Raw genomic sequence first — 13,549 nt, 5'->3', positions numbered from 1 at the left:
CCTACCCGTGCGCCGCCTCGGTCACGAGCGCACGGGGAACGACGCGCGCCGATGTGACGCCGGAGAGCGCCATCGTCACGTCGAGCTCGGCCGCCAGCTGGCGGATCACGGCCTCGACACCCGCGGCCCCGCCGGCGGCGAGCCCCCAGACGAACAGGCGGCCGAGCAGCACGCCGTCCGCGCCGAGCGCGAGCGCCTTGAGCACGTCGGAGCCTCTGCGGACGCCGCCGTCGACGAGCAGCGGATAGCCGTCGCCGACCACCTCGCGCACCTCGGGAAGCGCGTCCAGTGCGGCGACCGCGCCGTCGACCTGACGGCCGCCGTGGTTCGAGACGACCAGCCCGTCGACGCCGTGCTCCACGGCGAGCCGTGCGTCATCGGCGGTCAGGACCCCCTTCACGACCAGCGGGAGCGTCGTCTGCTCGGCGAGCCACGCCAGATCGCCCCACGTCAGCCCGAGGTTCGGGAACGTGGCGATCGCGCGCCGCGCGGCCGACTGCACGTCGTCCTCCGGCGGCGCGTCGAGCCCGGCGCGGAACCCCGGGTCGGAGAAGAACTGCGCCAGTCCGTGGCCGTCGAGGAAGGGGAGGTAGCCACGACGCAGGTCGCGGTCGCGCCAGCCGAGCATGAGCGTGTCGACGGTGACCACGATCGCGCCGTAGCCCGCCGCCTCGGCCCGCTGCACGAGGCTGCGGGCGAGCTCCCGGTCCGAGAACCAGTAGAGCTGGAACCAGCGCGGCGTGTCGCCGGCCACGGCGGCGACGTCCTCGAGCGACGTGGAGGCGGCCGACGAGAGGATCATCGGCACCCTGGTGGCGGCCGACGCGCGAGCCACGGCCAGCTCCGCGTCCGGGTGGACGATCGAGAGCACGCCGACGGGTGCGAGCACGAACGGTGCGGGAGAGCGGAGGCCGAGAAGCTCGATCGACAGGTCTCGGTGCGCGGTGCCGACGAGCATCCTCGGACGGAGCCGCCTGCGGGTGAAGGCCTCGACGTTCGCGCGCATCGTGTCCTCCGAGCCGGCGCCCCCTGCGACGTAGTCGAAGGCGCCGGGGTCCATGACCTCCTTCGCGCGCGCCTCCCAGTCGGACGGTGAGACCGGCCAGGACGCGCCGCCGGCGAGGTAGATCGCGGTCTGGGCCTCACCCCCCGGCTCGAGCGCCATGGTGTCCGATCTTCCCGCCTCCCACAGCTCCCGTCAACGGCTCCGTGGCCGCCGAGGGCCTGTCAGCGCACGAGCCAGGCGACCCAGGAGCTGGGCCGTTCGCCGCCTCCTCCTCTCGGTGCGGCGCGCCCGTCCTCAGGCCGGCGCGTCGCGCTCCGCGGCCGCGATCGCGGCGACGAGGTCGGCCCGTGACACCTCGAACACCGCGTGGGGCGTGCCGGCCGCGCACCACAAACGATCGAAGCGGTCGAGCGACTCGTCGACGATCGTCCGGAGCGGCCGGTCGTGCCCCAGCGGCGGGACACCGCCGACCGCGAACCCCGTCGCCTGTCGCACCTCGTCGGCGCTCGCGCGGCGAAGGCCGAGCTCGTCCGCGGGGACCTGCCGGTCGCCGGCCCAGAGGCAGACCACGGGCTCGCCGGTCGCCCCGTCGACGAACACGAGCGACTTCACGATCTGACCGAGCTCGCACCCGCAGGCGGCCGCTGCGTCGGCGGCCGTCCGGGTCGAATCGGACAGGACGACGACGTCGATCGCGAGGCCCCGGGCGTGGAGGCGCTCCTGGAGCCTCGCCGCCGTCGGGTGGAGCGAGTCGGTCACGCGGAGTAGGGTACTCACCCACGATGGCGTTGCTCTCCGTCCGCGACGTGACGCTCCGGTTCGGCGGCATCGTCGCTCTCGACGAGGTCTCCTTCACCGTCGCCGCGGGGACGATCACGGGACTGATCGGCCCGAACGGCGCGGGCAAGACCACCGTCTTCAACGTCGTGACGCGGCTCTACCGCCCCGACGAGGGCGACGTCCTGTTCGAGGGCGAGTCCCTGCTGCGCACGCCCGCCCACCGCATCGTGCGCCGCGGGATCGCGCGGACGTTCCAGAACCTCAACCTGTTCCGGACGATGTCCGTGCTCGAGAACGTGCTCGTCGGCGCGCACGCCCGCGGTCGGAGGGTCGGCGCGCGGGAGGCCCTCGACACCCTCGACTACGTCGGGCTCGCCGACGTCGCGTCGCGCCCCGCGTCGGCGCTTCCGTACGGCACCCAGAAACGGGTCGAGGTCGCCCGGGCGCTCGTGGCGAAGCCGCGACTGCTGCTGCTCGACGAGCCGGCCGGCGGCCTCAACCACGAGGAGGTCGACGAGCTCGGGGTGTTCGTGCAGCGACTCCGCGACGAGCTGGGGCTCACGGTGCTGCTCGTCGAGCACCACATGGGGCTCGTGATGCGGATCTCCGAGCACGTCAACGTGCTCAGCTTCGGGCGGAAGATCGCCGACGGCACGCCGGAGCAGGTCCAGGCCGACGACGCCGTGATCGAGGCCTACCTGGGGGCCGACGGGTGACGGCGCCGCTCCTGGAGCTCGAGGACGTCCACGCACGCTACGGGCCGGTCGAGGCGCTGCACGGGGTCTCGCTCGAGGTCGGCGACGGCGAGGTGGTCGCCGTGCTCGGGGCGAACGGGGCGGGGAAGACGACGACGCTGCGCGCCGTCTCGGGCACCGTCCGTCGCTCCGGCGGGCAGGTGCGATTCGCGGGGAAGCCGTTGCGGGCGGTGCCCGAGGCCGTCGCCAAGGCGGGGATCGCGCACGTCCCCGAGGGGCGGGGGACGTTCACGGATCTCACCGTCGAGGAGAACCTCCGCCTCGGCGCCTACACGCGGCGCGACCGCCGGGTGCGCGCCGACATCGAGCGGGTGGCCACGTGGTTCCCGTGGCTCTCGGAGCGCGCCGGGCAGCGCGCCGGCACGCTGTCGGGCGGGGAGCAGCAGATGCTCGCCCTCGCCCGCGCCCTCATGGGGCGGCCACGCCTCGTGATGCTCGACGAGCCCTCGCTCGGGCTCGCACCGATGGTCGTCCGGGAGATCTTCCGGATCGTGCGGGAGCTGAACGTCGAGGAGGGGCTGACGGTGCTCGTGGTCGAGCAGGACGCGCGGATCGCGCTCGAGACGGCCGCCCGCGCCTACGTGCTCGAGGTGGGACGGGTCGCGGTCTCGGGCTCGGCCGCGGAGCTCGAGGCGGACGAGGCCGTGCGGCGGAGCTACCTCGGGTACTGACGTGGCCGGCGTCGCATCGACACGGATCCCGTGCCGCCCCGACCGTGGAGCGGACGCCGCCGGCCGCGACAGCCGCCGGGCGACGACCGCGGTCGATCGGTGGAGGAGCCGCTAGGTGGCCGACTTCCTGCAGCAGGTCGTGGCCGGTCTCGCCTCGGGCGGCATCTACGCCCTGCTCGCCCTCGCCCTCGTGCTCATCCACCGGGCGACCGGGATCATCAACTTCGCGCAGGGCGAGATGGCGATGTTCTCGACCTACATCCTGTGGACGCTGACGTTCAACCACGGGTGGCCGTACTGGCCCGCCTTCGCGTTCACCCTGCTCGCGTCGTTCGGCGGCGGCATCGGCATCTACCAGGGCGTGATCCGGCCGAACAGCCGCAGCTCGGTGCTCCGCGTCGTGATCGTCACGATCGGCCTCCTGATCCTCCTCAACGGGCTCGCCCAGTTCATCTGGACCGGCGAGGTGCGTGCCGTCGAGAGCCCGTTCCCCACGGGGACGGTCGACATCGGAGGCGTGATCGTCGCGTGGTCCGACGTCGGCACGATCGCCGTCTCCCTCGCGCTCGTGCTCCTGCTCTGGCTCTTCTTCCAGTTCACGAAGGTCGGGCTCGCGATGCGCGCCGCCGCCGTGAACCCGGCCGAGGCCCGGCTCGTCGGTGTTCGCGTGACGCGCATGCTCGGTCTCGGGTGGGGCCTCGCGGCCATGCTCGGCGCCGTCGCCGGCATGCTCACCGCGCCGAGCCTCTTCCTCGACCCGACGATGATGCAGGCCACCCTCATCTACGCCTTCGCGGCGGCGGTGCTCGGCGGGATCGACTCGCCGATCGGGGCGGTCGTCGGGGGCCTCGCGCTCGGGGTGCTGCTGAACGTGCTCAGCTGGCTCAGCCAGTACGACCTGTTCGACTGGTTCACCGAGGAGCTGCGCCTGCCGACGGCGCTCCTGATCATCCTCGGCGTCCTCCTCATCAAGCCGTCGGGGATCTTCGGGCGCACGGAGGTGAGGCGCGTATGAAGGACGGGCTGCGGCGGATCGGGGTCCCGGTGGCGGCGTTCGTCGTGCTCGCGGCCTTCGCGCTCGTGCTGCCCGCGTTCGTGAGCGACTTCCGCGCACAACAGTTCGCGTACGTGTCGATCTACCTGATCGCGCTGCTCGGCCTCAACGTCCTCACCGGCTACACCGGGCAGATCTCGCTCGGCCACGGCGCGTTCATGGCGATCGGCGGCTACACGACGGCGATCCTGATGATCGACCACGGCGTCAAGGACGTCTGGACGATCCCGATCGCCGGGCTGGTCGCGGGCGCCGCGGGGTTCCTGTTCGGGATCCCCGCGCTCCGCCTGTCGGGCCTCTACCTGGCACTCGCGACGTTCGCCGTCGCGGTCGCGACGCCGGGGCTGATCAAGCGCTTCGACGAGTTCACGGGAGGCGGGCAGGGCATCAACCTGTTCGGGACGGAGGAGCTGACCGCATCGCTCGAGCCGGTGACGGTGCTCGGGCAGGAGCTGAACTTCAACAACTGGCTGTACTACCTCTCGACGTCGATCGCGATCGTGCTCTACGTCGTCGCCTGGCTGCTGCTGCGGGGACGGACCGGTCGCGCGTTCCGCTCCGTGCGCGACAGCGAGACGGCGGCCGTGTCGTTCGGGATCAGCCTCGCCCGCTACAAGACCCTCGCGTTCGGCGTCTCGGCCGCGTACGCCGGGGTCGCGGGCTCGCTGTTCGCGATCGCGACGACGTTCGTGAACCCGGACACGTTCCCGATCGCGCTCTCGATCTTCCTCCTGGTCGGCGTCGTCGTGGGCGGCCTCGGCTCGCTCGTGGGGATGATCGCGGGGGCGGTGTTCATCCATTTCATGCAGACGCAGTGGGCGCAGGACGCGGAGAGCGTGATCCCCGACTGGCTGCCCGTCCTCGGGAAGCTCGACACCGACTCCCCCGGCGCGCCGGCCGTCGTGTTCGGCGCGGTCCTGATCCTGCTCATGTTCGTGCTGCCGGACGGCTTCGCCGGGCTCCTCCACCGGGCGTGGCGGGCCCTGCGGCGCACATGACCTCCTAACACGTGACGGCTACGATCGGATGTCGACCACGACGCCACCGCGAAGGAGCACGCCCCGACCATGACCAGAAAGCTCACGTCCGCCGCCCTCATCTCGGCCGCCGCCCTCGTCCTGGGCGTGACGGCGGCCATCGCCGCCCAGTCCACCGTGGGCGCGGACCCCGGCGTCACGCCGACGTCGGTGCTGCTCGGCGGGACGTCACCGCTCTCGGGCTCGGCGTCCGCGTACGCCTCCGTCGCCCGCGGCGCCGACGCGTACTTCAAGTACGTCAACGGTCGCGGCGGCGTCGCCGGCCGGAAGATCACGTACCGGTACGTCGACGACGCCTACAACCCCGCGCAGACCGTGCAGGCGACACGGCAGCTCGTCGAGCAGGAGAAGGTGTTCGCGATCTTCAACGCGCTCGGGACGGAGCACAACCTCGCGATCCGCGACTACCTGCGGGCGCAGGGCGTCCCGCAGCTCTTCGCGGCGAGCGGCTCCACCCTGTTCGGCAGCCAGGCGTCGGAGTATCCGGGGCTGATCGGGTTCCAGCCCAGCTACCTCGCCGAGGGCTGGGTGTACGGCAAGTACCTCGCCCGCACGCAGCCCGGAGCGCGCATCGCCGTCCTCTTCCAGAACGACGACTACGGCAAGGACCTGCTGGCGGCGCTCAAGCGCGGGCTCCAGCGCTCGAAGGCGAAGGTGATCGCGGCGCAGCCGTACGAGGTCACGGCGACGGACGTCCAGTCGCAGGTCGCGAAGCTCAAGGCGTCGGGCGCGAACGTGTTCGCGATCTTCGCGACGCCGAAGTTCGCGATCCAGGCCTACGTGTTCGCGAACAAGCTCGGCTGGCGGCCGAAGCTCACGATCAACAACGCCGTCTCCTCGGCGTCGAACATCATGCTCCTCGCGTCCGAAGGCGGGCGCAACAAGGTCGTGAACGGCTCGCTGTCGATCGTCTTCTTCAAGGACCCCACCGACCCCAAGTGGAAGAACGACCCGGCCGTCAAGCTCTACCGTTCGGTGCTGAAGCGCTACGCGGCGGGCGCGAACCCCAACGACGTCTACCACGTGTACGGGATGGCGGTCGCGTGGACGACGGTCGAGCTCCTGCGCAGGATCGGCAAGAACCTCACACGCCCCGCGCTCGTGAAGGCGGTCTCGAACATGAACATCCCGCGCAACCCGTTCCTGTTGCCGGGGATCACGCTCAAGACCGGCGCAGGCGATCACTTCCCGATCGAGCAGATGCTCCTGCAGCGCTGGGACAGGGGGTCGTGGAAGAGCTTCGGCGGCATCTGGGCCTACCGCGGCGCCTAGTCGCCCTCGCGCGGGTGGCGACCCGGGAGGCGGATCGCCACCGCGCACCCACGTGGCGGCGCGGATCGCCGCCGATCAGGGGCGCAGGTCGAGGACCCGTCCGAGTGCGCTGAGGACCAGCGCGTGCCGGAGCACGCCCTCGGCGACGAGGCGCGGCACGTCGTCGAGCGGGACCGTCTCGACGACGATGTCCTCGCCGCCGTCCAGGGCGAGCTCGTCGGTCTCGACCGCGTCCTCGGCGAGGAAGTGGTGGCACGTGTTGTCGAGGAACGCGGGGTTGGGCGCCGTCGCGCCGAGGGCCGACCACCGCCTCGTCGTGTACCCGGTCTCCTCGCGGAGCTCCCGCCGGGCCGCGTCGAGCGGGCTCTCGTCCGGATCCACGATGCCCGCCGGGATCTCGAGCTCGACGGCGGCGGTGCCGAAGCGGAACTGCCGCACGCACACGAGCCGACGGTCCGGGGTGATCGCGACGACGTTCACCCAGTCGGGTGCCTCGAGCACGAGGCGCTCCAGCACGGCGTCGGTGCGCGGGTTGCGCATGCGGTCGATCCGCGGCCGGAAGAGCGGGAGCTCGTCGCGGTAGTCGCTGACGAGGCGCTCCCACGGTTCGGGCGGCGGGCCCACGCCTGACGGGTGCGTCATCGCACGATCGTACTGCGGGCCCGGGAGACGCCCGTCGCCTCGTCGCGATCGCGTATGCTGCGGCCGTCCGGGGCGAGGAGACCGCCCGGGCCGGTGCTCACGACCGACCCAACCGATGCTCGATCTCCTCGCCGACATCCGCAGGGCGCCGCTCGACGAGCTCCTCGCCGAGGCCAGGAGGGTGCGGGACACGCGCGCCGCCGGTCGCCTCGTCACGTACTCGCCGAAGGTCTTCGTCCCGCTCACGACGCTGTGCCGGGACGTGTGCGGCTACTGCACGTTCGCGCGGCCGCCCCGACGCGGCGAGCGGGCGTACATGAGCGAGGACGAGGTGCTCGCGGTCGCCCGCGCAGGAGCGGCCGCGGGGTGCACGGAGGCCCTGTTCACGCTCGGCGACAAGCCCGAGCTCCGCTACGGGGTCGCCCGGGAGGAGCTCGCGGCCCTCGGCTGCACGACGACGATCGAGTACCTCGCGCGGTGCGCACGGCTCGTGCTCGAGGAGACCGGGCTCCTGCCGCACGTCAACCCCGGGGTGATGACGCGTGCAGACCTCGAGCTCCTGCGTCCCGTCTCGGCGTCGATGGGGCTCATGCTCGAGACGTCGTCCGACCGGCTCGCGGCGAGGGGCATGCCGCACTGGGCCTCGCCCGACAAGATCGCCGCCCGTCGGATCGAGACGATCCGGGCAGCCGGGGAGCTCGCGATCCCGTTCACGAGCGGCATCCTCGTCGGGATCGGCGAGACCCGCGAGGAGCGGCTCGAGGCGCTCCTCGACCTCCGCTCGCTCGCAGAGGAGCACGGGCACCTCGGCGAGGTGATCGTCCAGAACTTCCGGGCCAAGGCGGGCACACGGATGGCCGAGCACCCCGACGCCTCGCTCGAGGAGCACCTGTGGTCGATCGCCGCCGCCCGCCTGCTGCTCCCGCCCACGGTGCACGTGCAGGCGCCCCCGAACCTCGCCCACGACGACTTTCCGCGGCTGCTCCACGCCGGCATCGACGACTGGGGCGGCGTCTCCCCGGTCACGGTCGACCACGTGAACCCGGAGGCGCCGTGGCCGGCGCTCGACCGCCTCCGGGAGGGAACGGAGGAGCACGGCTTCGCCCTCGTGCCCCGCCTGCCGCTGTACCCCGAGTACGTCGCCGACCTCGAGCGCTGGGTCGACGCGGCGGTGCAGCCCGCGGTGCGGCGTGCCTCCGACGCGCAGGGCTACGGTCGAGACGACCGCTGGGCACCGGGCGAGCCGCAGCCCGTCCCGTTCGTCACCTCGACCGACGCGCCGCCGCTCGAGCTCGCCGGCGACGAGCTCGGGGAGGACGAGATCGTCAGGCTCCTCGAGGCGCGCGGCCGCGAGCGCGCCCGGGTGCTCGCCGCCGCCGACCGCCTACGGCGGGAGACCTGCGGAGACGAGGTCACCTACGTCGTCACGCGCAACATCCAGTACACGAACGTCTGCTACTTCCGCTGCGGCTTCTGCGCCTTCTCGAAGGGGAAGCTCGCCGAGAACCTCCGCGGCCCCGCGTACCTCGTGCCCCTCGACGAGATCGCCCGCCGGGCAGCGGAGGCCTGGGATCGTGGTGCGACCGAGGTCTGCCTCCAGGGAGGGATCCACCCGGCGTTCACGGGCGACTACTACGCCGATGTCGTCCGTGTGATCGCCGAGACCGTCCCCGATGTCCACGTGCACGCGTTCTCCGCGCTCGAGATCTGGCAGGGCGCGGCGACGCTCGGCGTCGCGCTCGACGAGTACCTCGGCACGTTGCGCGTGCTCGGCCTCGGCTCCCTGCCGGGAACCGCGGCCGAGGTCCTCGACGACGAGGTCCGCGCGGTGATCTGCCCCGACAAGGTCACGACCGCGCAGTGGCTCGACGTGCACGACGCCGCACACCGTGCCGGGCTCGCGTCGAACGTGACGATGATGTTCGGGCACGTCGACCGCCCACGGAACTGGGCCCGCCATCTCCTCCGCGCCCGCGAGCAGCAGGCGCGCACGGGCGGCTTCACCGAGTTCGTGCCGCTCCCGTTCGTCCCGATGGAGGCTCCGATGTACCTGCAGGGGCGAGCGCGGAGAGGGCCGACGTTCGCCGAGGCGCTCCTCGTCCACGCCGTCGCGCGGCTGGCGCTGCATCCCCTGATCACGAACGTCCAGGCCTCGTGGGTGAAGCTCGGGCCGGAGGGCGTCCGCCAGGCCCTCGCCGCCGGTGTCAACGACCTCGGCGGCACCCTCATGAACGAGTCGATCTCACGGGCCGCCGGCTCGGAGTGGGGGCAGGAGCTGCCACCGGAGCGGATGGAGGCGCTCATCCGCTCCGCGGGGCGTCGCCCCCGTCAGCGCACGACGCTCTACGGCGATCCGCCTTCCGACCAGGTCGCACGGTCGTTCGGGGCCGCTCCGCTCGCCGAGCCAGTGAGCCCGCCCGTCCGCCAGGCCGGGCTGCAGGCGCCGCCGCGACTGCTGCGGCCGGGCCTCGTCGCGGGCGCACGGGCCCGGTAGCGCCCGCGGCCGGCATCTCCGCGCGCGGGGGTCGTTGCCCGACCGCCGGGCGCCTGCCGGTGCCTACGTCCGACCGCGCCGGGCGCCGAACGCGAGCGAGGGGACCTTCGCCAGGACGCGCGGCAGGCCCGTGCGGGCACCGGCGAGCGCCTCTGCGAGGGCGGTCGCAGCCTCCGGGCCGTGGATGCCGACGCCGTGGCCGACGAGCAGGTGCTCGGGATCGAACGAGCCGAGCTGCCGGCGCGGCGGCGCGAGCCGGAGCAGGAGGTGGACGCCCGCTCCCGGCCGGCCGCCTGTGAAGAAGGCGTTCGTGCCGATCGCCTCGGCGACCACCAGCGTCCGGGTGGCCGGCCACCAGAGCGCGACCTCCTGCCAGCTCCGTCGCCGCACGACGGTCACCACCTCGAACGGCGTGTCGGGCAGCGATGCGGGCACGACGAGGTGGGGGACGCCGAGCCGCGCCGCGATCGTCGCGCAGTCACGGCCGTGGCGGTCGAGCAGCTGGACGACCGCCTGCGGCTCGCCGAGGCCGGACGCCCGGGTGAGCGCATCGGGTGAGTCCACGGGATCGACGAGCCAGACACGGCCGTCGTCCGCGAGCGCGTGGCTCGTCCTCGTCATCGGCTCGGCCACGGTCCACGAGAACCCCTCGTCCCCCCGGTCGTCGCAGAGGCGGATCTCCACGGAGCGCAGCCTAGTCCGTCGCCTTCGCCTTCGCCGTCCGCGCCCGCTTCGGCTTCGGCTTGATGCAGAAGCGGTTCGCGGGGGTCTTGCCGTTCCAGCGATGCCCGGAGGCCGCGACGCGGGTGACCCGGGTCCTGAAGCACCCGGGCCGGGCGGCAGGCCGGAACGCGGCTCTGCCGAGCGCTCCCGTCCGGCGGGCGGCGGTGAGGTGGCGCCCGCCGTTGCGGCGCACGAGCACCGCGACGGCGGCGTTGGGAACCGGCTTCCCGGCCGCGTCGACGGCGACGACGTCGACGCGCAGCCGTGGGCCGACGCGCCGGTAGGTGATGGACGCCACCCGCACCACCGGCGGCGGTGAGACGGTGATCTCCGCCGATGCGCTCAGCGGGCCGGTCTCGCCCTCCGCGGTGACGACGACGGCACCGCTGCCCGGCCCGTCGGCGGTGTAGGTCACGGTGCGCCCGGTCGTCGGCTCGAGCGTGCCGGGTGTCCCCGGGGCGAGCGCCCAGACGGGGGCTGTGGCGGGAACGAGGTTGCCGTAGGCGTCGACGCCGTCGACGGTGAGCTCCTCGCGTGCTCCCGCGACCACGGACACGGTCGGCGGGTCGATGCGCACGGAGATCGCCGGCCCGCCGAGGATCGTCTGCTCCTGCGTCCCCGTCGCGTAGCCGGCGGCGGTCGCGGAGACGACGGACACGCCGGCCCTCGTGTCACGGTAGTAGAAGGCGCCGCTCACGGTCGCGCCCGCCGGGATCGTGAGCGCGAGCGTCGGCGACCACGGGCCCTCGAGTGCGGTCGCGAACGCCCCGGCAGGCGAGTCGGACGTGAGCGTGACCGCGACGTCCGACCTCGCCGCGACCGGGAACCGGCCCTGCTGGAGCTGGAGCGTGAGCGCTCCAGACGGGACGTCGGCCGGGATCGTCTGCGGCGCGGTCGTGAAGACGAGCGAGGCCTCGACCCACGTCGCGAACCTGCCCCACGCCGAGGTCGTGCGGGCGCCGTCGACGTCGGCACCGCACCACGTGTTCGTCCCCGGCGTCCCGCAGGCGCCCGCACCCGGATCGCCGGCGTCGAGGGTCGTCCCGGAGTCGCGGATCGCCGCCGCCATCCGCTCGAGCACGCCGCGCGCCTGGCGCGCGAACTCCCCGGGGAGGATGCCGCCGAGGTTCCGCGGCGCCCACGCGAAGCCGAACCGGTCGGCGTCGCCGTTCCCGTTCGCGTAGAAGCGCATCGCGTACGTCTGGGCGGAGACATAGCTCTGCATCGCCTCGGCCGGGATCACGGTGTTGCCGAACGACGACGCCCACTGCCAGGCGGCGTTCGCGAGCGGGCTGTGCGCGCGCTCGAGGTACGTCCGGGCCGCGCCCGCCTCGGGAGGGCCCGTGCGCGCGAGCGCGAGCTGGTGCTGCAGGTAGTGGTTGAGCGTGTCACGTCGCTCCGCGAGGGAGGTTCCCGGGACGCCGTAGTAGCGGGCGTCGCCGTACACCTCGATCGACCAGTCGGCGACGAAGGCGTTCATGTCGACCCAGAAGTCCTGTTCGAGCATCCAGGTCTGCATCCGGGCCCGGTAGTCGCGCAGGTCGGAGACGTCCTGCCCGACGCCGACCATGAAGACGACACCCCGGGACTGCGGGACCGAGCCGTCGCCCTCGAAGAGCCCACGGACGAAGTCACGGGCCTCGCTCCGCGCGGCGGCCGTGCCACGGCGCACCGCGGAGGAGAACTCGTTGACGGCCCACGTGTCGCCGAGCGCGACGTCGTACCCGGCCGCCGCCATCCGCCGGCGGGCCTCGACGCCCGCCTCGCGCCAGGACGCGCCGTTCGCGTTCACCCAGGACCGCCAGCCGCCCATGTGGACCTCGGCGAGTGCGTGGAACCGTGGCCCGAGGGCCCGGATGCGCTGCGCCTGGTTGGGGCGCGGTCGCGTCTTGTCCGACGTCAGCGGCGGGACCGAGATGTAGTAGTCGGCGCACGGCGAGGCGTTCGCCGCGAGCGTCGTCGCCAGCCGCAGCCAGTCGTTCGCCGCGTAGAACACGACCCGGGCGGGACGGCAGCTCGCCTGCGCCGGCCCGAACGACAGCGGCTCGGCATCGCGCACGAGCCGACTCCAGAGCCGATCCGTCACCTGCGGCTCGAGCGAGGGGACCGGCTTCGACGGGAGCGCCGCGATCACGGGCGGCACGAAGGACGCCGTGGAGCCGTCGGCGGCACGCGCCGGCTGCGTGGCGATCGTCGCGGCGACGACCTGCACCGTGATGATGGTCAGCACTGCGAGCGGAGCACGGCGGCTCACCGACGTCGACCTCCGTTCGGACCCCGGGGACGGGCCTGACGGTAGCACCGGCGGCACGCGCGTCTCGTAAGGGAAATGTGTGGTTTGCAGCGACTTCGTCAGCAGCACGCCACGGTGCCGAGCGGGGAGGCGGTCACCGGGGCCCCGTCTCCGCGAGCGCCTCGGCGAGCGTGAAGCGACCCGCGAGGAGCGCGCTCCCGACCACGGCTGCCTCGCACCCGAGCGCACGCAGCGTCGCGAGATCGGCGGCCGATGCGATCCCGCCGGCCGCCAGCAGCGGCAGCCCGACCGGGAGGATCGACGCGAGGAGCGCCGTGTCCGGGCCCTCGAGCGTGCCGTCCCGCGCCGTGCTCGTCACGAGGAGCCGGGCGACGCCGGCGTCGGCGCATCGCCGCGCGAGGGCGGCCGGGCCGAGGTCGGTCGTCACCGTCCAGCCGTCCGCGGCGACCCTCCCCGACGTCACGTCGACGGCGACGACGAGACCGTCGCCGGCCGTCGCGACCGCCTCGGCCAGGAAGCGCGGATCGAGCGCCGCCGTGCCGACGAGCACCCGGTCGGCACCCGCGGCGAGGGCGCCCTCGACGGCCGCGACCGTCCGATAGCCGCCCCCGACCTGGATCGGGAGGCCGACCGGCAGCAGCCGTTCGAGGAGCCCCGCGGACGGTGTCCCGGAGAACGCCCCGTCGAGGTCGACGAGATGAAGGCGCGTCGCCCCCTCGGCGGCGAAGCGCGCGGCGAGCTCCACGGGGTCGCCGCCCTCGAGCGTCACGGCCTCCCGGCGTCCCTCGCGCAGGCGGACGGCCCGGCCGTCGAGCACGTCCACGGCGGGGATCACTTCGAATTGACGTGTTAGCACGCTAG

Annotated in this window: 12 protein-coding genes; 6 read left to right on the top strand and 6 right to left on the bottom strand. The window is 73.1% G+C overall.

Annotated elements, in window-relative coordinates:
* Position 1: 1 nt before the first annotated feature.
* Together AC162C_RS06235 and AC162C_RS06230 are read right to left on the bottom strand one after the other, a co-directional pair.
* Positions 2-1,165, bottom strand: a complete 1,164-nt coding sequence (locus tag AC162C_RS06235; protein ID WP_484096801.1) for an alpha-hydroxy-acid oxidizing protein — start codon at positions 1,163-1,165, stop codon at positions 2-4.
* Positions 1,166-1,300: 135 nt separating this feature from the next.
* Positions 1,301-1,765 carry a YbaK/EbsC family protein gene (locus AC162C_RS06230; protein ID WP_484096800.1) on the bottom strand — a complete coding sequence of 155 codons (465 nt, stop codon included), beginning with the start codon at positions 1,763-1,765 and terminating at the stop codon, positions 1,301-1,303.
* Positions 1,766-1,788: 23 nt separating this feature from the next.
* Between AC162C_RS06230 and AC162C_RS06225 the strand changes: the two genes are divergently transcribed.
* The 5 genes from AC162C_RS06225 (at position 1,789) to AC162C_RS06205 (ending at position 6,575) form a co-directional block, all read left to right on the top strand.
* A complete protein-coding gene (locus AC162C_RS06225) occupies positions 1,789-2,502 on the top strand; it encodes an ABC transporter ATP-binding protein (RefSeq protein WP_484096799.1) in 714 nt (237 codons plus the stop codon).
* The gene (locus AC162C_RS06220; protein ID WP_484096798.1) at positions 2,499-3,212 is read left to right on the top strand and encodes an ABC transporter ATP-binding protein; all 714 of its coding nucleotides are present in this window, start codon (positions 2,499-2,501) and stop codon (positions 3,210-3,212) included. The genes AC162C_RS06225 and AC162C_RS06220 overlap by 4 nt, the downstream gene beginning before the upstream one ends.
* 115 nt (positions 3,213-3,327) lie before the next feature.
* Complete coding sequence (locus AC162C_RS06215; RefSeq protein WP_484096797.1) at positions 3,328-4,227, top strand: branched-chain amino acid ABC transporter permease; 900 nt, start codon at positions 3,328-3,330, stop codon at positions 4,225-4,227.
* Positions 4,224-5,264 carry a branched-chain amino acid ABC transporter permease gene (locus tag AC162C_RS06210; RefSeq protein WP_484096796.1) on the top strand — a complete coding sequence of 347 codons (1,041 nt, stop codon included), beginning with the start codon at positions 4,224-4,226 and terminating at the stop codon, positions 5,262-5,264. Before AC162C_RS06215 ends, AC162C_RS06210 begins: the two co-directional genes overlap by 4 nt.
* Positions 5,265-5,333: 69 nt before the next feature.
* Positions 5,334-6,575 (top strand): ABC transporter substrate-binding protein, encoded by a 1,242-nt coding sequence (locus tag AC162C_RS06205; RefSeq protein WP_484096795.1) that lies wholly within the window; start codon positions 5,334-5,336, stop codon positions 6,573-6,575.
* A gap of 75 nt (positions 6,576-6,650) precedes the next feature.
* Here AC162C_RS06205 and AC162C_RS06200 read toward each other — a convergent pair whose 3' ends face one another.
* Positions 6,651-7,217: an NUDIX hydrolase gene (locus AC162C_RS06200; RefSeq protein WP_484096794.1), complete on the bottom strand. Its 567-nt coding sequence runs from the start codon at positions 7,215-7,217 to the stop codon at positions 6,651-6,653.
* Between the two features lie 115 nt (positions 7,218-7,332).
* Here AC162C_RS06200 and cofH point away from each other — a divergent pair, with 115 nt between their 5' ends.
* Entirely contained in the window at positions 7,333-9,711 is a 2,379-nt protein-coding gene (gene cofH, locus AC162C_RS06195; RefSeq protein ID WP_484096793.1) for a 5-amino-6-(D-ribitylamino)uracil--L-tyrosine 4-hydroxyphenyl transferase CofH, read from the top strand.
* A 63-nt stretch (positions 9,712-9,774) separates the two neighbouring features.
* On the opposite strand, the gene AC162C_RS06190 is transcribed toward cofH, so the two are convergent.
* The 3 genes from AC162C_RS06190 to AC162C_RS06180 all read right to left on the bottom strand — a co-directional run bounded on the left by AC162C_RS06190 (position 9,775) and on the right by AC162C_RS06180 (position 13,544).
* Positions 9,775-10,395, bottom strand: coding sequence for a hypothetical protein (locus AC162C_RS06190; protein WP_484096792.1), 621 nt, complete (start codon positions 10,393-10,395; stop codon positions 9,775-9,777).
* Between the two features lie 10 nt (positions 10,396-10,405).
* Positions 10,406-12,688 carry a serine/threonine-protein kinase gene (locus AC162C_RS06185; protein ID WP_484096791.1) on the bottom strand — a complete coding sequence of 761 codons (2,283 nt, stop codon included), beginning with the start codon at positions 12,686-12,688 and terminating at the stop codon, positions 10,406-10,408.
* Between the two features lie 133 nt (positions 12,689-12,821).
* The gene (locus tag AC162C_RS06180) at positions 12,822-13,544 is read right to left on the bottom strand and encodes a 1-(5-phosphoribosyl)-5-[(5-phosphoribosylamino)methylideneamino]imidazole-4-carboxamide isomerase (protein WP_484096790.1); all 723 of its coding nucleotides are present in this window, start codon (positions 13,542-13,544) and stop codon (positions 12,822-12,824) included.
* Positions 13,545-13,549 lie beyond the last annotated feature (5 nt).

Source organism: Gaiella sp., assembly GCF_057140465.1.
This window is presented reverse-complemented; position numbering and strand designations above follow the sequence as displayed.

Excerpts from the sequence above, each read along its gene's own strand:
- AC162C_RS06235 (WP_484096801.1), bottom strand. The coding sequence starts at position 1,165 with ATGGCGCTCGAGCCGGGGGGTGAGGCCCAGACCGCGATCTACCTCGCC.
- AC162C_RS06225 (WP_484096799.1), top strand. The coding sequence starts at position 1,789 with ATGGCGTTGCTCTCCGTCCGCGACGTGACGCTCCGGTTCGGCGGCATC.
- AC162C_RS06210 (WP_484096796.1), top strand. The coding sequence starts at position 4,224 with ATGAAGGACGGGCTGCGGCGGATCGGGGTCCCGGTGGCGGCGTTCGTC.
- AC162C_RS06205 (WP_484096795.1), top strand. The coding sequence starts at position 5,334 with ATGACCAGAAAGCTCACGTCCGCCGCCCTCATCTCGGCCGCCGCCCTC.
- AC162C_RS06200 (WP_484096794.1), bottom strand. The coding sequence starts at position 7,217 with ATGACGCACCCGTCAGGCGTGGGCCCGCCGCCCGAACCGTGGGAGCGC.
- cofH (WP_484096793.1), top strand. The coding sequence starts at position 7,333 with ATGCTCGATCTCCTCGCCGACATCCGCAGGGCGCCGCTCGACGAGCTC.